The organism is Rhodobacter capsulatus, from assembly GCF_003254295.1.
GTDB classification, from domain to species: Bacteria; Pseudomonadota; Alphaproteobacteria; order Rhodobacterales; family Rhodobacteraceae; genus Rhodobacter; species Rhodobacter capsulatus.
Genome location: NZ_QKZO01000001.1, coordinates 336,412 through 355,256, shown reverse-complemented (window position 1 = coordinate 355,256; position 18,845 = coordinate 336,412). Strand labels below are relative to the sequence as shown.

The 18,845-nt window shown below is 66.1% G+C and carries 17 protein-coding genes and 1 tRNA gene; 7 read left to right on the top strand and 11 right to left on the bottom strand.

Annotated features, from left to right (window positions below):
- Window positions 1–23: 23 nt before the first annotated feature.
- Window positions 24–1,823, top strand: coding sequence for a translation elongation factor 4 (gene lepA, locus LY44_RS01710; RefSeq protein WP_055212123.1), 1,800 nt, complete (start codon window positions 24–26; stop codon window positions 1,821–1,823).
- 172 nt (window positions 1,824–1,995) lie between these two features.
- Here the strand turns inward: lepA and cutA are convergent, their stop codons facing one another.
- The 3 genes from cutA to ettA are packed head-to-tail and all read right to left on the bottom strand — an operon-like array spanning window position 1,996 to window position 4,617.
- Window positions 1,996–2,307, bottom strand: coding sequence for a divalent-cation tolerance protein CutA (cutA, locus tag LY44_RS01705; RefSeq protein WP_055212126.1), 312 nt, complete (start codon window positions 2,305–2,307; stop codon window positions 1,996–1,998).
- Entirely contained in the window at window positions 2,304–2,903 is a 600-nt protein-coding gene (locus LY44_RS17530; protein ID WP_146707189.1) for a hypothetical protein, read from the bottom strand. Before LY44_RS17530 ends, cutA begins: the two co-directional genes overlap by 4 nt.
- Window positions 2,904–2,961: 58 nt before the next feature.
- Window positions 2,962–4,617: an energy-dependent translational throttle protein EttA gene (gene ettA, locus LY44_RS01700; protein ID WP_055212128.1), complete on the bottom strand. Its 1,656-nt coding sequence runs from the start codon at window positions 4,615–4,617 to the stop codon at window positions 2,962–2,964.
- A 109-nt stretch (window positions 4,618–4,726) separates the two neighbouring features.
- Between ettA and LY44_RS01695 the strand changes: the two genes are divergently transcribed.
- Window positions 4,727–5,488 (top strand): potassium channel family protein, encoded by a 762-nt coding sequence (locus tag LY44_RS01695; RefSeq protein ID WP_055212130.1) that lies wholly within the window; start codon window positions 4,727–4,729, stop codon window positions 5,486–5,488.
- 25 nt (window positions 5,489–5,513) lie between these two features.
- Here LY44_RS01695 and LY44_RS01690 read toward each other — a convergent pair.
- A tRNA-Cys gene (locus LY44_RS01690) sits at window positions 5,514–5,587 on the bottom strand.
- A 185-nt stretch (window positions 5,588–5,772) separates the two neighbouring features.
- Between LY44_RS01690 and LY44_RS01685 the strand changes: the two genes are divergently transcribed.
- From LY44_RS01685 to LY44_RS01675, 3 genes are all read left to right on the top strand, one after another.
- The gene (locus tag LY44_RS01685; RefSeq protein ID WP_055212132.1) at window positions 5,773–6,423 is read left to right on the top strand and encodes a protein-L-isoaspartate O-methyltransferase family protein; all 651 of its coding nucleotides are present in this window, start codon (window positions 5,773–5,775) and stop codon (window positions 6,421–6,423) included.
- Window positions 6,424–6,527: 104 nt separating this feature from the next.
- Window positions 6,528–7,925, top strand: a complete 1,398-nt coding sequence (locus LY44_RS01680; RefSeq protein ID WP_055212134.1) for a TolC family outer membrane protein — start codon at window positions 6,528–6,530, stop codon at window positions 7,923–7,925.
- A 128-nt stretch (window positions 7,926–8,053) separates the two neighbouring features.
- Window positions 8,054–9,613 carry a hypothetical protein gene (locus tag LY44_RS01675; protein WP_055212136.1) on the top strand — a complete coding sequence of 520 codons (1,560 nt, stop codon included), beginning with the start codon at window positions 8,054–8,056 and terminating at the stop codon, window positions 9,611–9,613.
- Between the two features lie 181 nt (window positions 9,614–9,794).
- Here the strand turns inward: LY44_RS01675 and LY44_RS01670 are convergent, their stop codons facing one another.
- From LY44_RS01670 to LY44_RS01660, 3 genes are all read right to left on the bottom strand, one after another.
- Entirely contained in the window at window positions 9,795–10,115 is a 321-nt protein-coding gene (locus tag LY44_RS01670) for a DUF6280 family protein (protein WP_013068809.1), read from the bottom strand.
- 299 nt (window positions 10,116–10,414) lie between these two features.
- Window positions 10,415–11,158: a CAF17-like 4Fe-4S cluster assembly/insertion protein YgfZ gene (gene ygfZ, locus LY44_RS01665; RefSeq protein ID WP_081024512.1), complete on the bottom strand. Its 744-nt coding sequence runs from the start codon at window positions 11,156–11,158 to the stop codon at window positions 10,415–10,417.
- Window positions 11,159–11,194: 36 nt separating this feature from the next.
- Window positions 11,195–12,973 carry an ABC transporter ATP-binding protein gene (locus tag LY44_RS01660; RefSeq protein ID WP_055212140.1) on the bottom strand — a complete coding sequence of 593 codons (1,779 nt, stop codon included), beginning with the start codon at window positions 12,971–12,973 and terminating at the stop codon, window positions 11,195–11,197.
- A gap of 125 nt (window positions 12,974–13,098) precedes the next feature.
- On the opposite strand from LY44_RS01660, the gene LY44_RS01655 reads away from it, so the two are divergent.
- Complete coding sequence (locus tag LY44_RS01655; RefSeq protein WP_055212142.1) at window positions 13,099–14,298, top strand: pyridoxal-phosphate-dependent aminotransferase family protein; 1,200 nt, start codon at window positions 13,099–13,101, stop codon at window positions 14,296–14,298.
- Between the two features lie 3 nt (window positions 14,299–14,301).
- Here LY44_RS01655 and copM read toward each other — a convergent pair whose 3' ends face one another.
- Together copM and LY44_RS01645 are read right to left on the bottom strand one after the other, a co-directional pair.
- Complete coding sequence (gene copM / locus LY44_RS01650) at window positions 14,302–14,694, bottom strand: CopM family metallochaperone (protein WP_081024511.1); 393 nt, start codon at window positions 14,692–14,694, stop codon at window positions 14,302–14,304.
- A gap of 104 nt (window positions 14,695–14,798) precedes the next feature.
- A complete protein-coding gene (locus LY44_RS01645) occupies window positions 14,799–15,908 on the bottom strand; it encodes a pyridoxal phosphate-dependent aminotransferase (protein WP_055212144.1) in 1,110 nt (369 codons plus the stop codon).
- Between the two features lie 117 nt (window positions 15,909–16,025).
- Between LY44_RS01645 and LY44_RS01640 the strand changes: the two genes are divergently transcribed.
- Entirely contained in the window at window positions 16,026–16,811 is a 786-nt protein-coding gene (locus tag LY44_RS01640; protein ID WP_055212146.1) for a crotonase/enoyl-CoA hydratase family protein, read from the top strand.
- Here LY44_RS01640 and LY44_RS01635 read toward each other — a convergent pair whose 3' ends face one another.
- Both LY44_RS01635 and LY44_RS01630 read right to left on the bottom strand, forming a co-directional pair.
- The gene (locus tag LY44_RS01635; RefSeq protein ID WP_055212147.1) at window positions 16,812–17,543 is read right to left on the bottom strand and encodes an SDR family NAD(P)-dependent oxidoreductase; all 732 of its coding nucleotides are present in this window, start codon (window positions 17,541–17,543) and stop codon (window positions 16,812–16,814) included.
- A gap of 1 nt (window position 17,544) precedes the next feature.
- Window positions 17,545–18,840, bottom strand: coding sequence for an FAD-binding oxidoreductase (locus tag LY44_RS01630; RefSeq protein WP_055212149.1), 1,296 nt, complete (start codon window positions 18,838–18,840; stop codon window positions 17,545–17,547).
- Window positions 18,841–18,845: the final 5 nt, after the last annotated feature.

The following is an 18,845-nucleotide window of genomic DNA, read 5'->3' as shown; positions in this document are numbered from 1 at the left end:
GAATTGCTGCTATTTGCGCGCCCATGAAAAAGCTCGATCACATCCGGAACTTCTCCATCGTGGCGCATATCGACCACGGCAAATCCACGCTTGCCGACCGTCTGATCCAGATGACGGGCACGGTGGCCGCGCGCGACATGAAAGAGCAGATGCTCGACAGCATGGATATCGAGCGCGAGCGCGGCATCACCATCAAGGCGAACACCGTGCGGATCGACTATCCGGCGAAGGATGGGCGGACCTACATCCTGAACCTGATCGACACCCCCGGCCACGTCGACTTCGCCTATGAGGTCAGCCGCTCGATGCGCGCCGTCGAAGGCTCGCTCCTGGTCGTCGACGCCTCGCAGGGTGTCGAGGCGCAGACGCTGGCGAATGTCTATCAGGCGCTTGACGCCGGGCACGAGATCGTGCCGGTCCTGAACAAGATCGACCTGCCCGCCGCCGACCCGGATGCGGTGAAGAAGAACATCGAGGATGTGATCGGCATCGACGCGTCGGAGGCGATTCCGATTTCGGCCAAGACCGGGCTTGGCATTCCCGACGTGCTGGAGGCGATCGTGCACCGCCTTCCCGCGCCGGTGGGCGATGTCGATGCGCCGTTGAAAGCGATGCTGGTCGACAGCTGGTACGACCCCTATCTGGGCGTCGTCGTGATGATCCGCGTCATGGATGGCGTCGTGCGCAAGGGCGACCAGATCAAGATGATGCAGACCGGGGCGAGCTACCGGATCGACAAGCTGGCCGTGCTGAAGCCGCAGATGGTCGATATCGCCGAGCTGGGGCCGGGCGAGATCGGCGTTCTGACCGCCTCGATCAAACAAGTCCGCGATACCCGGGTGGGCGACACGATCACCCATGAACGCAAACCCTGCGATGCCGCCCTGCCGGGCTTCAAACCGGCGCAGCCGGTGGTGTTCTGCGGTCTCTTCCCGGTCGATGCGAATGATTTCGAGCCCTTGCGCGACGCGATCGAGAAACTGGCGCTGAACGACGCGAGCTTCACCTATGAGATGGAAACCTCGGCCGCGCTGGGCTTTGGCTTCCGCTGCGGCTTCCTCGGGCTGTTGCACCTTGAGGTCGTGCGCGACCGGCTGGAACGCGAATATGACCTTGATCTGATCACCACCGCGCCCTCGGTCGTGTTCAAGCTTTACATGAAGGACGGCGAGGTCCGTGACCTGCACAACCCCGCCGACCTGCCCGACCTGACCTATGTCGATCATATCGAGGAGCCGCGGATCAAGGCCACGATCATGGTCCCCGACGATTATCTGGGCGATGTGCTGAAGCTGTGCCAGGATCGCCGCGGCATCCAGATGGATCTGACCTATGCGGGCTCGCGGGCGATGGTGGTCTATGACCTGCCGCTGTCCGAGGTGGTCTTCGACTTCTACGACCGGCTGAAATCGGTGACCAAGGGCTATGCGAGCTTCGACTATCAGCTGGCGGAATACCGCGAGGATTTCCTGGTCAAGATGTCGATCCTGGTGAATGATGAGCCGGTGGATGCGCTCTCGATCATGGTGCACCGCGACCGCGCCGAGGGGCGGGGCCGGGCGATGGTGGAGAAGCTGAAGGATCTGATCCCGCGGCACATGTTCAAGATCCCGATTCAGGCGGCGATCGGCGGCCGGGTGATCGCGCGCGAGACGCTCTCGGCGATGCGCAAGGACGTGACGGCGAAATGCTACGGCGGCGACGCGACGCGGAAGAAGAAGCTGTTGGAGAAGCAGAAAGCCGGGAAGAAGAAGATGCGCCAGTTCGGGAAGGTGGAGATTCCCCAGAGCGCGTTCATCGCGGCGCTGAAGATGGATGAGTGAGACGCGACCCCGCCCTTGGCGGGGTCAAATCGTTCCAGTGGAACGATTTGAGCGTCGAACGCCCGAGCACGCTTGCGAGGGCCAGCGACCCCGCCCTTCGGCGGGGTCAAGTCGTTCCGGGGGCACGATCTGAGTCCCGAACGCCCGGAATCAGGCAAAGGGCCAGCGACCCTTATACCACCTGTTCTGCCACCCAGGCGGCATAGGCGGGATTGGCTTCGACCGTATCGGACAGGATCATCGGGCAGTCATAGGGATGCCGCCGGGCAAGCTCCGCGACGGCCTCGGCCGCGCGGTCAGGCGTGGTCTTGAGCCAGAGCTGCACCTCGGGGCTGTGCTCCTCTTGTCCCTCCCAGATGTAGAAGGACGTGCCCGGCGCCGAGACATGGGCGCAAGCGACCAGCCGCGCGGTGACGAGCGCCTTGCCGAGGGCCTGTGCCGAGGTGGTGTCGGGAAGGGTGGTAAGGATGCGGGTGAGGATCATAGCATTTCGGTCAATTCATAAGATAGCCATCTGATGTCGCTTGCGAACATGCGGCTCGTTGAGTTGCTAATTTGTCGCTCAGAATAAATTTTCCCGCCTGTCAGGTCGTAAAAATAAAATCCCGCGTTTGCTAAAGAGTGGCCGGAAAAAGCCTGTCTCATTATGTAGCATGCAACCGCGCCGTATTTTTGTGAAAGTTCAGGCTTCTGAAGAGCCCATGTCGCGAAAACTTGCCGAGTTCCAGCTTTCTCAATCTCAAACAATGGCGAGATATTGATGGAAAAATTGGCATTCGGCGGTTGCCAACTTTTCTTTTCCGCCACCGCGGCTAAGCTTCTTGTTGTTCCGAATTTTGCGACGAATGCTTCGAAGCATCTCGTATTCTTGCTTCGCTCATGATCGTTTCTCGGCTCGGCAAGTATCTCGTTTGCGCGGTCTCTATTGCCATCTTCGATATAGGCGACAACGGATCGGGAGAAGGAGTTGTAATAGTCGTAACCTCCCTGGCTTTCGAGCTTTTTGCGAAGCTCTGAAATGCGTGAGCCCGTGTCCATAAGGCATATTTTGATAAATGACGCGAGTGAGAACTGTTCCATGCTGACCTCCGATAAGGCCAGCATGGAACTTTTTTTGAACAAGTAAAGGGGGTGAAGATTACCGCGTGAACTTCTTGTATTTCACCCGCTTCGGCTCGACCGCATCCGGGCCCAGACGGCGGATCTTGTCGTTTTCGTAATCCTCGAAGTTGCCCTCGAAGAATTCCACATGGGCGTCGCCCTCGAACGACAGGATATGCGTGCACAGACGGTCCAGGAAGAAGCGGTCGTGCGAGATGATCACCGCGCAGCCCGCGAAATCCTCGATCGCCGCTTCCAGCGCCTGCAGGGTTTCCACGTCCAGATCGTTCGTCGGTTCGTCCAAAAGCAGCACGTTGCCGCCCGATTTCAAGAGCTTCGCCATGTGCACGCGGTTGCGTTCCCCGCCCGAGAGCTGGCCCACTTTCTTCTGCTGGTCCGCGCCCTTGAAGTTGAAGGCGCCGACATAGCTGCGGCTGGCCACCGTCGCATCGCCCAGCTGGATCAGCTCCGCCCCGCCCGAGATTTCCTCCCAGACGTTCTTCTCGGCATCGAGCGCGTCGCGCGATTGGTCGACATAGGCCAGCTTCACCGTGTCGCCGACGATGATCGTGCCCTCGTCGGGCGCTTCCTGACCGATGATCATCTTGATCAGCGTCGATTTCCCGGCGCCGTTCGGACCGATCACCCCCATGATGCCGCCCGGCGGCAGCGAGAAGCTGAGGTTCTCGATCAGAAGCTTGTCGCCCATGTGCTTCTTCAGGCCTTCGACCTCGATCACCTTGCCGCCCAGACGGGGCCCGTTCGGAATGATGATCTGCGCCTTGCCGACGCGTTCCTTGACGCCTTCCTCGGCCATCTTGTCATAAGCCGCGATCCGGGCCTTGGATTTCGCCTGCCGGGCCTTGGCGCCGGCGCGGATCCATTCCAGCTCCTTCTCCATGACCTTCTGCTTGGCCTTGTCCTCGCGGGCTTCCTGTTCCAGCCGCTTGGCCTTCTGTTCCAGCCAGGCGGAATAGTTGCCCTCATAGGGGATGCCGCGGCCGCGCTCGAGTTCCAGGATCCAGGAGGTGATGTCGTCGAGGAAATAGCGGTCGTGGGTGACGCAAAGGATCGTGCCCTTGTAGTCGATCAGGTGCTTTTGCAGCCAGGCGATGGTTTCGGCGTCAAGGTGGTTGGTCGGTTCGTCCAAGAGCAGCATGTCGGGCGCTTCCAGCAGCAGCTTGCACAAAGCCACGCGGCGGCGTTCCCCGCCCGAAAGCGTCGCGACATTCGCATCGTCGGGCGGGCAGCGCAGGGCTTCGAGCGCGATATCGACCTGGCTGTCGAGATCCCAGAGGTTCTCGGCGTCGATCTCGTCTTGCAGACGCGCCATCTCGTCGGCGGTCTCGTCGGAGTAGTTCATCGCCAGATCATTGTAGCGCGCGATCTTGGCGGTCTTTTCCGCCACGCCGAGCATGACGTTTTCGCGCACGCTCAGCGTTTCATCCAGCTGCGGCTCCTGCGAGAGATAGCCGACCTTGGCGCCCTTGGCGGCCCAGGCCTCGCCCTGAAAATCCTTGTCGATGCCCGCCATGATGCGCAACAGCGTCGATTTCCCGGCGCCGTTGACGCCGACGACCCCGATCTTGACGCCCGGCAGGAAGTTCAGGCGGATGTTCTCGAAGCATTTCTTGCCACCGGGATAGGTCTTCGAGACGCCATCCATGTGGTAGACATATTGATAGGAAGCCATTGCGCGCACCTTGGGAAAGGGAAGTTTGTGGCTAGATAGGGGAAACGGGGCCTTTGGGGAAGGGGTGAGCCGCCACAGGCGGCCGCCAAAGGCCATGCGGGAGGGACGGATGCTGAAAGAGTTGCGCAACCTGTATCACGGGCGCTCGAAACGGGCGCATCGGTTCCGCTATGCGCTGCTGGCCTTCGATATGGCGACGATCCTGTTCGTGATCGTGACCTCGTTCCTGCCGATGGCGCCGTGGATTCTGGTGGCGGATGTGGCGATCGGGGCGGTGATCGTGCTGGATTTCGTCGCGCGCGTCGCGGTCGAGGAGCGCAAGGCCGCGTTTTGGCGGCGGCTGACGACCTGGGCCGATGTGGTGGCGATGCTGTCGTTCCTCGCGCCGCTGCTGGGGGCGCAGCTTGGGTTCCTGCGGGTGCTGCGGACTTTGCGGCTGTTGCATGCCTATCAGATGCTGGGGCGGCTGCGGCAGGATTTCCGGCTGTTTCGCAAGCATGAGGAGGTGATTCTGGCGGCGGTCAATCTGGCGGTCTTCCTGTTCGTGATGACGGGGCTGATCCATGCCACCCAGGCCGGGCGCAATCCGCAGATCGGCAATTATGCCGATGCGCTTTATTTCACCGTGACGACGCTGACGACGACGGGCTTTGGCGACATCACGCTGCAGGGCACCTCGGGGCGGATGATCTCGGTGCTGGTGATGATCGTCGGCGTGACGCTGTTTTTGCGGCTGGCGCAGGTGCTGTTCCGGCCGCTGAAGGTGCGTCACAAATGCCCCAGCTGCGGGTTGATGCTGCATGACGCCGATGCGGTGCACTGCAAGCATTGCGGCGTGGTGCTGAACATCAAGGATGAGGGGCTGGTCTGAACGCCTCTCGACCCTGCCGGGGAACTGGAGGCGGGTACCGGAATCGAACCGGTCTTCACGGATTTGCAATCCGCTGCGTAACCTCTCCGCCAACCCGCCGCCGTGAGGTGACATTCACCTACCCAATCAGCGCCCGCCGTGCAAGGGGTCTTGCGCCGACTTTGCCGCTTGTTCCGTGCACCATGGTATGCAACACCGGGCGCGGCCCGCCACCGGACCGTTGCTCCCTTGCGACTTCTGTGGCAAAACCGCGCAACGCAACGCTCAGACGGAAGAGTTCCCCCATGCCGGATTTCGCCGCCCGCCGCACCATGATGGTCGACACCCAGGTTCGCCCCAATGACGTGACGAAATTCCCGATCATCGAAGCGATGCTGGCCGTCCCCCGCGAAGCCTATGTGCCCGACGCCCGCCGCGAGGCCGCCTATGTCGGCGAAAATCTCGATCTGGGGCACGGGCGCTGGCTGCTCGAGCCGCGCAATTTCGCCAAGATGCTGGATGCGCTCGATCTCCAGCCCGGGGACCGGGTGCTCGATATCGGGGCGGGCATGGGCTATTCCTCTGCCGTCCTCGCGCGGATGACGCAGGCCGTCGTCGCGCTGGAAGAGGGCGCGTTGGCCGCCTCGGCCGAGGCGCATCTGTCGGTGCAGGACATCGAGGGCGTGACCGTCGTGGAAGGGCGGCTGGCCGAAGGGGCCGCGGAGGAAGGCCCCTATGACGCGATCGTGATCGAAGGCGGCGTCGAACAGGTGCCCGCCGCGATCGCGGCGCAGCTGCGGGAAGGCGGCCGGATCACGGCAATTTTCCTGCAGGGGCAGCTGGGCACGGCGCGGATCGGCCGCAAGATCGATGGCGTGGTGGCCTGGCGCGACGCGTTCAACGCCGCGGCACCGGTGCTTCCGGGGTTCACCTGCGCAAAAGAATTCGTCCTCTGATTGCCTTTGGTGCCGAATTGGGCTCATATCGGCGGAAACGAATGTTATCGCCGTAGAACGGCGGGACAGCCGCCGGGCAGCGGTGCAGCAAGAGGATCCGAGGCATGAAGCGCAGAACGTTCAAACCCCTTCTTCTGGCCACCGTCGCCGGGCTTGGCCTTCTGGCCGGGTCGCTCTCCGCTTCGGCCGAGACGCTGGCCGATGCGCTGGTTTCGGCCTACAAGGTCTCGCATCTGCTGGACCAGAACCGCGCCACGCTGCGGGCGGCCGACGAGGATGTGGCAACGGCCGTGGCGGCGCTGCGTCCGGTGGCGAAATGGGGGGCGGAGTTTTCCCGCAGCCGCTGCAACATGCCGTCCACTTTCCAGACCAGCTGTGACGGCCATTGGGATGAGCTGTCGGCGACGATGGCGCTGACGCTCGACTGGACGCTGTTCGACTTCGGCCGCAATCGGCTGACGGTCGATATCCAGAAAGAGACCGTCCTGGCCACGCGCGCCGCGCTGTTGTCGACCGAACAGGATGTGCTGCTCTCTGCCGTCAAGGCCTATGCCGATGCCAAGGCCACGGCCGAACAGGTGGCGATCACCGAGAATTCGGTGCGGGTGATTTCGGAACAGCTGAAAGCCGCGCAGGATCGGTTCGACGTCGGCGAGGTGACGAAGACCGACGTGTCGCAGGCCGAGGCGTCTCTGGCCGGGGCGCGGGCCTCGCTGGCGGCGGCGCAGGGGCAATACAAGGCCGCGCGCGAGGCCTACAAGGCGGTGATCGGTCATTATCCCGAGCGGCTCTCGTCCTTGCCGAAGGCGCCGAAGCTGCCGAAGACGACCGCCGAGGCGAATGCGACGGCGCTGCGGCTGCATCCCTTCATCAAGCAGGCCCAGCATCTGGTCTCGGCGGCCGATCTGGGCGTGGCACTGGCCCATGCCCAGCATCTGCCGACAGTGACCGGAGCGGCGCAGCTGGCGGATCCGAAGGACACCGGGCGCAAGTCCACCCTGACGCTGTCGATCGGGCAGCCGATCTATTCCGGCGGCGCCATCGCCTCGACCAATCGCAAGGCCGTTGCCAACCGCGACAAGGCCCGGGCCGGGCTGAGCCAGGCGGGGGTGGAGGTGGCGCAGGCCGTCGCCAATGCCTTTGCGGGCATCGATGTCTACCGGGCGCAGATCAACGCCTATGACCAGCAGATCCAGGCTGCCGATCTGGCCTATCAGGGCGTGCGCGAGGAGGCGACGCTGGGCGCGCGGACCACGCTGGACGTGCTCAATGCCGAACAGGACCTTCTGGACGCGAAAGCTTCGCGGATTACGGCGGAAGCCTCTTTGCAGGTAGCATATTATCAACTTTTGTCCGCTATGGGACTCTTGACGGTAGAAAACCTCAAGCTCGGGATCCCCACCTATGACCCCGCAGCCTACTACAATGCGGTGCAGAACGCGCCTCTCAGCGATCAGGGCAAGGCTCTTGATCGTGTCTTGCGCGCCATCGGCAAGAACTGAGTTCTTGTGCACCGCGTGGCTGTGACTGGGTGTGACCCGGCTTCCCTCGGACGTCGTCCACGGGAGGAGGAATTCTGCTTCATTCAAACAGCCGGACCTAGTGTCGGCCAGAGAGCAGGATTGGGAGCATGATGTCCGAACCCGAAACGAAAATCGAAATTGAAGACGTCCTGTCGTCGATCCGTCGTCTGGTCTCGCGCGATGCCGGGGCTGCGCGGCCGATGCCGGTGCCGCCCCCTGCGCCCGCCGCGCCGCCCGAGGTTGCGGCAGAGCCCGCGCCGCTTGCGGCCGAGGCCGAATGCCTGGTGCTGACCCCGGCGCTGCGAATCGGCGAGGATGAGGCGGAGGCGGAGATCGCGGACGAGGTCGAGAGCGCCGCCGAGGTCGAAAACGGGGTCGACGTAGACCTTCAGGCCGAGATCGGCGCCGCGGCGATGGCCTCCCCCGAGAGGATGGTGGAGCCCGAGTCGGAACTGGTCGAGGCCGAGATCCTTGATTTTGTCGCGCCTGCCCTTGCGCTCGACCCCGCGCTGGCCGAGGAAGCCGAGGCGGCCGCGCCGCTCCTGCCCGCCGAGGCCCCTGCCGAAATTGCTGTCGAACCCGCTGTCGACACCGCCGCCGAGCCCCCTGCCGCGGCCGATGTCGGCCCGGCTTTCGATGCTTCGGCGCCGTTCCTGCTGCAGCCCTCCGCCGCGGTCTCGCCCTCCGACATCCGTCCCTTTGCCGTCGTGCCCGCGTCGCGTCCGATGACCGAGGCCGAGGTGCTGCTGGCCGAGGCCGAGGCGGCTTTGGCCGAAACCGGGGTCGTGCTGGAAGATGCTTCGAGCGCGATCGATGCCGCGGGCGAGGGCGATGCGGCGCTGGCCGAGGAGGTCGCCGATCCGGGGACCGGGACGGCGATCGATCTGGGCGACGAGCTGTCGCGGCTGGAAAGCACGATTGCCGAGCTTGAGGCGGCGGTGGCCGAAAGCGGCTTCGACTTCGAACCGGACACCGGCCATCCCTTCGCGCTGGAGCCCGAAGCGGCCGCGGCAGAGCTGCCCGACGCCTTCGAGGCCGAAGTGCGTCAGGCGATCGAGACGCCCGCGCCGGAAGCCCTTGCGGAGCCGTCGGCCGAGGAGACCGCGCCGGCCGAGGATGTCGTGCTGGCAGAGCCGGGGGCCGATCCGCAGGCGGACGGCGCCGAGGCCTGGAGCGCCGATGCCGCCGAGGAGGCGATCGAAGCGGCCGCCGAGGCGGAACTGCTGGCGCAACAGGATCATGCGGCGGAGCTGCAGGCCGAGATGGCCGATCCCGAACGGCAGGCCGAGACCGGCCCGGAAGAGCCGGGCGTCGGCATGGACTGGGCCGAGGCGACGCTCAATCTGGCGCGCCGGACCCCGCCGCGGCGTCTGGCCGTCTCGGAAGCCGAGGAAACGGTGCAGACCGCCGCCACGATGCGGTCGAGCTACGAAGAGCTGCGCGAGGAGCTGGCGCAGGATCTGGAGGAGGCCGCGGAGCTTTACGCCGAAGAGCTGGTGCCGTCCTATGAGGACGGGCTGATCGACGAGGCGGTGCTGCGCGACATGGTGGCCCAGCTCGTGCGCGAGGAGCTGCGCGGCAGCCTGGGCGAGCGGATCACCCAGAATGTCCGCAAACTGGTGCGCCGCGAGATCCAGCGCGCCCTGTTGGGGCAGGATTACGACTGATCCGGGCGACCTCGGCGTCGGGGGCGGGGCCTCGGGCCCCGTTCTTCCGTGTCGCGTTCTTCCGTGCCGCCTGACGGTGCCGGAAACGACAGAGCCGGAACGACTGGGCCGGAACGCAAAGCGAAAATGAAACGGCGCGCCCAGGGCGCGCCGTTTGTTTTTCCGGGCAGGGCGGGGGCCGTCAGGCCGCTTCCGCCTCTTCCGCCGCGATCCGCCGTTCGCTTTCTTCGCGCGACAGTGCCACCGAGGTCCGCACCCCTTTCGACACGAATTCCATCAGCCCCTTGACCACGCGCTCGTTCGGGTCGATCCCGGCGCAGGACAAGACCTCGCGTCCATCGCGCGAGCGCGCCCAGCGGGCGATCTGCTCGGGGCCGTTGCCGTATTTCTTGTCATCGGCAATCGCATCATCCAGAGCCGCCAGGACGACCGCGGCAAACAGCTTGCGCGCCCTCTGACCTTGCTCATAGTTGAATGCGGAGCCGTCAACGAAATCGCGCATTATTCCGTCCTTTGTTATTGCTCTTGCGTTTGCTGGCGTGACGGCCATCTAGGCCCCCTGCCCACCGATTCGATATGCCCTGTAAGGCATGTCCGACATGCACCTGACGCATGGCTTGCCGCAACAGCCCCCGTATTTAGGTGCCGTTAACGGCAACACCGGCGCATATATGGTTACCAAACCGTTGCGTTCAAGTCTGCAGCGTGCAAAACAAGGGCCATATCGCGGCGCCGCGTTTTTGCGCTTCGGAGGCGCGTCGTCGCCTGTCCTTTGGGCGCGCCGCAGATCGGACGCGGTGATCACGCCTTTGTGATCGCCTCCGCGGCCCGAAGCCGGGCGTCACCGGCCGTCATCGGCCCCTCCAGCGCGTCCAGCCGCAGCTGCGCCAGCGCCTTGCCCCCCGATTGCGTGTAAAGCGTGCCCACGACCTTGCCGCCCGCCTCGATCGCCGTGCCCACCGGCGCCGCGCCCGAAATCGCCAGCTGCACCAGACCCTTGCGCAGCTCGGTCTTGTGCTTCATCCGCGCCGTGACCTCCTGGCCCACATAGCAGCCCTTGCGGAAATCGACGCCGTTGAGCCGCTCGAACCCGGCTTCGAGGATATAGGTCTCGGGTGTCAGCTCGATGCCGGTGGCGGGGATCAGATGGTTCACGCGCAGCGCGTCCCAATCGCTGCCGTCATCGCCGTCCCGGTCGCCGTAAAGCCGCCAGCCCAGCGCCGGATGGCGCGGATCGGTCAGGGCCCCCTCGGGCGCGGGGCCGGTGCCGCAAAAGACCGACAGCGCCGAGGGTGCGATCGCCACATCGGCGCGCAGCCGATACATGGCCAGCCGCCGAAGCGTCGCCTCGGCCAGGGTGGCGTCGATGTCGAGCAGAATCGTGTCGCCCCGCGCGATCAGGAAGAAATCCGCCAGATATTTGCCCTGCGGCGTCAGCAGCGCGGCGTAGACCGGCCCCTCGGCCAGCCGCCGCAGGTCATTGGACACAAGGCCCTGCAGGAAATGCTCGCGGTCCTGGCCGGTGATGTCGAAGATCTTGCGCATGGCGCCCCCCTTTTTTTCCATTATGGGGCGGCGGGCTCATTCCACAAGCTGCATCCGGCACAGACCGGCATAGGCGCCGCCGCGGGCCAGCAGATCGTCATGCGTGCCCTCCTCGACCACCTGTCCCTCGACGATCACCACGATCTTGTCGGCCTGCCGCACGGTGGACAGCCGATGCGCGATCACCAGCGTCGTGCGGCCCTGCGAGAGGGTCGCCAGCGCCTCGGCCACCTTCGCCTCGGAGGCGGTGTCAAGCGCCGAGGTCGCCTCGTCCAGAAGCAGGATCGGCGCATCGCGCAGCACCGCGCGGGCGATGGCGACACGCTGACGCTGCCCGCCCGAGAGCGCCGAGCCGCGTGGTCCGGCGGGCGTATCAAGGCCAAGCGGCATCGCCTCGGTGAATTCTCGCACATGCGCCACCTCGATGGCCCGGGCCAGCACCTCGGGCGCGACATCGGTCCGGCCCAGCAGGATGTTTTCCCGGATCGTCTCGTCAAACAGCGCCGCATCCTGCGTCACCATCGCGAAAAGTCCGCGCAGCACAGCCGGATCGAGCGCGGTGATCGGCACGCCGCCCAAGGTGATCGCCCCCGATTGCGCCTCGACCAGACGCGTCAGCAGGTTGAAGACGCTCGACTTCCCGGCGCCCGAAGGGCCGACGAGCGCGGTGGTCTTGCCCGCCTCGGCGGTAAAGGAGAGCCCGCGCAGGACAGGCTTCTGACCGTAGGAAAGGTCGACCTGATCGAAGCGGATCTGCGTCGTCGCCGGGGCCGGGGCGGGGCTGGCGGGGGCAAAGACGCCGGGCGCGATGTCGATCACCTCGTAAAGCCGCTCGAGGCTGGCGCGGGCCGATTGCCAGGTGCCCGCGAGCCCGCCCAGCCGCCGCAGCGGCTGAAAGGTCAGGGTCATCGCGGTGAAGAAGGACATGAACTCGCCCACCGTGCGCTCGCCCGTGGTGATTTCGGGGGCGGCCATCAGCAGCACGGCAAAGAAGCCAAGCCCGGTCATCACGTCGATCAGCGCGGGCACGATCGATTGCGAGAAGCTCATCTTCACCATCGCGCGGCGGATCCGGTGCACCAGCCCGGTGAAACGGCCCAGCTGGTATTCCTCCATCTGGTAAAGCTTCACCGCCGCGATGCCGTGGAACACCTCGTCCAGCCGCGTCGCGCGCTGGCCGGATTCGTCGCGCATCTGCCGGGTCTTGCGGCGGATGTAGCGCTGCGCCATCGCGGTCGGCGCGATCAGCAGCGGTGCCCCGATCAGCGCCGCCAGCGTCCAGAGCCAGTCGATCGACAGCGCCACGACAAAGAGCGAGATCAGCGAGACCGCATCCCGTCCCGCCCCCGAGACGAAGACGCTCCAGACGCCCTGCACCGCCAGCGTGTCGCCCTGCACCCGGTCGATCAGCGCGCCGGGCGGGTTGGTCTGAAAGAAGCTCTGATCCAGCCGCAGGATATGGCGGACGATGTCGATCTGCATCGCCGTCGAAGAGGCCTGCGCGACCGAGGTCAGCAGCGTTTTCGACGCGACCGAGGTGATGGCGCGGATCAGGAAAAGCCCGAAGATCGCAGACCCCACCCAGATCACCGCGCCGCTCTGGCCCTGGGCGAAGACCCGGTCGAAAAGCGGCTCGATCATCCAGCTGAGCAGGCCGAGCGTCGATCCTTCCAGCATCAGAAGCAGCATGGCGACGGCCATCAGCAGCCATTGCCGCCGCAGATAATCGCGCCAGACCCGCGCGAAGATGCGCGACGAGGAGGGGGCGGAGGGGGAAGAACTGGTCACGCGGTCCTCGATCTTTGCCTGTGGCATGGCGGATCGATACCGTGAAAGCCGGGGCGTCACAAGCTGCGCCCGGTCTTGTGACGGGTACAAGCCCGGCCGTTGACCGGCCCGGGGGGCTTCGGTACCGCTGTCGGATCAACCGGAGAGACCGCATGAGCCTTGCCCAGGGACGTTCCTATCTTGCCATTCCCGGCCCCTCGGTGATGCCCGACCGGGTGCTGAACGCCATGCACCGCGCCGCGCCGAACATCTACGAGGGCGATCTGATCGAGCTGACCGCGCGGGTGATGACCGATCTGCGCCGTGTGGCGCAAAGTTCGGGCCATGTGGCGATCTATCTGGCGAATGGCCATGGCGCCTGGGAAGCGGCGATCTCGAACCTGTTTTCGCGCGGCGACACCGCGCTCTCGCTGATCACCGGGCGGTTCGGTCTGGGCTGGGCGCAGCATGCCCGCGCGCTGGGGGTGACGGTCGAGACGCTCGATTTCGGCATCAGGGCGCCGGTCGATCCGGCCCGGGTCGAGGCCGCGCTGCGCGCCGATACGGCCCGCAAGATCAAGGTCGTTCTGCTGACCCATGTCGATACCGCGTCTTCGGTGCTGAACGACGTGGCGGCGGTGCGGGCGGCGATCGACGCCGCGGGCCATCCGGCGCTGCTGGCGGTGGATTGCATCGCCTCGCTTGGCTGTGACGCATTCCGCTTTGATGACTGGGGCGTCGATGTGATGGTCGCGGCCAGCCAAAAGGGACTGATGGTGCCGCCGGGTCTGGGCATCGTCTGGGTCTCCGACAAGGCGGTGGCGGTTGCCAGGGGCGCCGATCTGGTCACGCCCTATTGGGATTGGACGGCGCGGATCTTCGCGCAGGAATATTGGCAGCAATTCGGCGGCACGGCGCCGACGCATCATCTCTTCGGGCTTTCGGAATCGCTCAAGATGATTCTGGACGAGGAAGGCCTGCCGCAGGTCTGGGCGCGGCACCGGACGCTGTCCCGCAGCGTCGCCGCGGCCTTTGACGCCTGGGGCCAGGGCGGCGACATCGCGCTGAATGTGCCGGTGGCGGCGCATCGCTCGGGCGCGGTGACGGCGGCGCGGATCGGGCAGGGCGGCGCGGAACGGCTGCGCGCCTGGTGCGAGACGCAGGCGGGGGTGACGCTGGGCATCGGTCTTGGCATGGCGGCGCCCGGCACGCCGGAAGCCGGGGATTTCCTGCGCGTTGGCCACATGGGCCATGTGAACGCGCATATGGTGCTGGGCGTTCTGGCCACGATGGAGGCCGGTCTGCAGGCTTTGGGCATCGCCCATGGCAGCAGCGGCATCCAATCCGCCGCCGCGGTGATTGCCGCGGGCTGAGCCTTACTTCGGCGCGTGGGTCTCAAGCCATTTCTGCATCCAGTCGATCTCGGCCGTCTGCGCCGCGATCACGTTTTGTGCGAGCTTGCGCACCTCGGGATCGGCGCCGTTTTCCAGCACGATCTTCGCCATGTCGATGGCGCCCTGATGGTGGCCGATCATGCCGCGCACGAAATCCACATCGGCATTGCCGGTGAAGTCGATCGCCATCGCCTGATGCATCTTCGCATTGGCGTCGATGTAAGCGGTGGTCGAGGGGGCGGCATCGGCGGTGGCGCTCATCGCATGGCCGGAATGGCCCTCCATCGCGCCCTCGGCATGGGCAGTGGCGGCGATGGGCAGCGCCAGCGCAAGGCCAAGCGCGGTGACGGTCAGAAAACGGGATGTTTTATGCATGGTCGGGTCCTCCTCGGGGATATGCCCCAGCTTGGGCCGAAAGGCCGCCGCGCGCAAATCAAGGCTGTGCGCAATTGCGTGAGCGGTAACAGAAGGCCCCGGCCTCAGCGGGCCCGCGCCCGGGCGAGCGCGCCGGGCAGGGCTTCGGCCAGTGCCGCCATCTCGGGCTCGGGCCCGCAGGAGATGCGGATGCAGCGGTCCATGGGCGCGACGGCGGGCTTGCGCACGAAGATGTCGGCGGCGGTCAGTTCCTCCAGCACCGCTTGCGCAAAGGCCGCGTCGGCGCCGCAATCCACCGCGACGAAATTCGTCGCCGAGGGCAGGGCGGTCAGACCGTTTTCCGCCGCGATCGCGGCAATCCGGTCGCGCGAGGCGGCGACAAGGCGGCGCATGTAGACCTGCCAGGTGGTGTCCGAGAGCGCCGCAAGGGCACCGGCCTGGCTGATCCGGCTCATGCCGAAATGGTTGCGGATCTTGTCGAAGGCGGCGATCAGCGGCGCGGCGCCCAGCGCATAGCCCACCCGCGCGCCCGCCAGCCCATGCGCCTTGGAGAATGTCCGCAACCGGATCACCCGCGGATCCTCCGCCGCAACCGGCGCCGCCGTGCCCTCGGGGGCCAGTTCGACATAGGCTTCATCGAGCACCATCAGCGTGCCCTCGGGCAGATGATCCAGCATGGCCGCAATCACCGTGCCCGGGTGATGGCTGGCCATCGGATTATCCGGATTGGCGATGTAAAGCAGTTTCGGCCGGACCTGCTGCGCCAGCGCCAGAAGCGCCTCGGGGTCTTCGGCGTCATTGTGGTAGGGCGCCTTGTGCAAGACCCCGCCAAAGCCCGCGACATGGAAATTGAACGTCGGATAGGCCCCGTCCGAGGTCACGACGGCATCGCCCGGTTCCAGAACCATCCGGCACAGAGTGCCCAGAAGCCCGTCGATCCCCTCGCCCACGACGACGTTTTCCGGGGTGCAGCCGTGCGCGCGGGCCAGCGCCGCCTTCAGATCGTGGTTTTCGGGGTCGCCATACATCCAGGCCTCGCCCGCCGCCGCCGCCATCGCGGCAATCGCGCGGGGGCTTGGCCCGAAGCCGTTCTCATTCGCCCCAAGCCGCGCCCGAAACGGGCGGCCGCGCAGGCGTTCCTGCGTTTCGGGCCCGACAAAGGGCACGGTGGCGGGCAGGCCAGCGACGAGGGGGGTGAGGCGGATCTGGGTCATGCGCCATGGCTAGGGGCTTTGGCGCCCTGCGTAAAGCCCGTTTCGCAGCGTCATGCGGGCGCGGGCGGGCGGGATATGGTTTGATGCCGCAAACGAAAGGCTAAGCAGGGGGATACGATGGACCGGGTGACGTTGCAACGGGTCGAGGGGGTGGCGGTGGTGACGCTGAACCGCCCCGAGAAGATGAATGCCGTCGATTTTCCGATGATCGACGCGGTGATTGCCGTGGCCGAACAGCTGGCCGCCGAGCCGGGTCTGCGCGCGGTGGTGCTGCGCGGCGAGGGCCGGGCCTTTTGCGCCGGGCTGGACGTGGCGAATTTCGCGGCGCTGGCGATCGGCGACCCCGAGGCGCTGATCGCGCCGCGCAGCCATGGCGCGGCGAACCGGTTCCAGCAGTTTTCGCTGTGCTGGCGGGCGCTGCCGGTGCCGGTGATCGCCGCGCTGCAGGGCGTCGCCTTTGGCGCCGGGCTGCAGCTGGCCGCAGGCGCCGACATCCGCATTGCCGCGCCGGGCACAAGGCTTGCGGTGATGGAGATGAAATGGGGCCTGATCCCCGACATGGGCGGCATGGTGACCCTGCCCGAGCTTCTGCGCGCCGACGTGCTGCGGCGGATGACCTACACGGCCGAGGAAATCTCGGCGGATGAAGCCCTGCGGCTCGGTCTGGTCACCGAAATCGCCGAGGATCCGCTGGTCCGGGCGCTCGATCTGGCGCGCGCGATTGCCGGGCGCTCGCCCTCGGCGATCCGGGCGGCGAAACGGCTGGTCGGCACCGCTTATGCCGCGCCCGCGGCCGAGGTGCTGGCGCTGGAAAGCCGCGAACAGATCGCGCTGATCGGCAAGCCCGACCAGATGGAGGTGATCGCGGCGAACATGGCGGGGCGGGCCCCGAAATTCGGCTGATCAGAGCGAGAGTTTCTTGAAGAGCGGCTCGGGGATGGCGCGGATGACCCGCATCACCAGCCCCCAGATCTTCGCCGTGTAGATCACGTTGCGGCGTTTTTCGAGGCCCGTCAGGATGTCCTCGGCCACGGCCTCGGGCGTGGTCATGAAGGGCAGCTTCATCCCCGCGGTCATCCGGGTTTCCACAGGGCCGGGTTTCACCGTCATCACATGCACGCCGCGGCGGCCCAGCCGGTTGCGCAGCCCCGACAGATAGGTCGCAAACCCCGCCTTTGCCGCGCCATAGACATAGTTGCCGATCCGCCCCCGGTCGCCCGCGACCGAGCCGACGCCGACGACGACCCCGGTGCCGCGCGCTTCCAGAACCGGGGCCAGCAGGCTGAGGAAAGTGGCAGGGCCGGTGAAATTGTCGGCGATGACCCCGGCGATCAACCCGGGATCGGCGTCGATGGCGGTTTGATCCGGCATCGATCCGACGAAAGAGGCCGCGTTCAGCACGCCCTCGCATGCCGCCAGCCGGGCCACCAGCGCGGGATAATTGGCGCTGTCGCGGGCATCGAAGGCCAGAACCTCGGCCGCCGCCGCGCCCCGAAGCCGCAGATCCTGCGCCAGCGTTTCCAGCTCGGCCAGGTTGCGACCGGCAAGGAACAGCACCGCGCCCGTGCCCGCCAGACGGCGCAGGAAGGGGCGGGCCATCTCGGATCCGGCGCCCAAAATGATCCAGCTCTGCATCTCAGGGGCTCCTCAGCTTCAGCCGACGCACAAGGTCGGTCTCATAGGCCCGGGCCGGATCGGCTTTCGCCACCTCCTGCCGCCAGGCGTCCAGTTCGGGATACATCGCCGCGATCCGCGCCCCCTCGGCCAGCGCATCCTTGGCGAAATAAAGCCGCCCGCCCGCGTCGGTGGTGTCTTCCTCCAGCACGCGGATCAGATCGCGCGCCGCCGCCCGGTTCGGGAAATCGACGGCGAGCGTATATCCCTCCATCGGGAAGGAGAGATACCCGGCCCGCCCCGGCCCCATGCGCTTGAGCACGGCCAAGGGCGAGGCAAGGCCCGACGTCGCAATGCGTTCGAGCATCTTGCGCAAGGCGCCCGCGGCCTGAAGCGGCACGACGCATTGGAACTGGTGAAAGCCGTGTTTGCCGTAGAGCCGGTTCCAGTCGAGGATCCTGTCGAGCGGAAAGAAGAAATCCGCCAGCGGCCGCAGCACGGTGCGCCCGGCGGCGGGCACGCGGGCATAATAGGCCGCGTTGAAGGCCCGCACCACCGGGGCCGAGAGCGCAAACTGCGGCGCATCCAGTGGCACTTTCGCCGCTTTGGGGCGTTGCGTCACCAGACCGCGGGCGAGCTCGCCCTCCTCGACGATGCCGCGCCCAATCTGCGCGCCGGTGGCCGTCGCGTCGATCCAGCCCACGGCATGGGTCGCGGTCGCGCTGTCCAAAAGGCTCAGGTGCTGCTCCCAATCGCGGGCCCGCCGTTCGGTCACCAGCATCACCGTGCCCGTGCAGGGCGCCAGCCGCAGCTTGGCGCGCAGGATCGTCCCGGTCTGGCCCAGCCCGCCGACGGTGGCGCGAAAGAGCGCCGTGCCCGGCAGAACGGTGACAAGGTTGCCCCCCTGCCAGAGCGTGATCTCGGCCAGATGGGCGCCAAAGCTGCCCGCGTGATGGTGGTTCTTGCCATGCACATCCTGCGCGATGCAGCCGCCGATCGTGGCAAAGCCGGTGCCGGGCATCACCGCGGGCAGGAAGCCGCGCGGCGCGAAGGCCGCGGCCACATCGCCGATGCGGACCCCGGCTTCCAGCTCGAGGATCCCGGTCCCGGCATCAAACGCAAGGAAGCGGTCCAGCCCGCTCATGTCGATGGCGCGACCGCCATGGTTCAGCGCGGCATCGCCGTAAGAGCGGCGCATGCCGAAGGCGGGGGCGGCGGGCAGCGCGGCAAGGGCGCTGGCGCGGTCCGGTCTTGCCACCGCGCCCGAGGCCCGCAGCGCGCGCCCCCACCCGGCATAATCTTTGTGTTTGAAGGACATCGCCG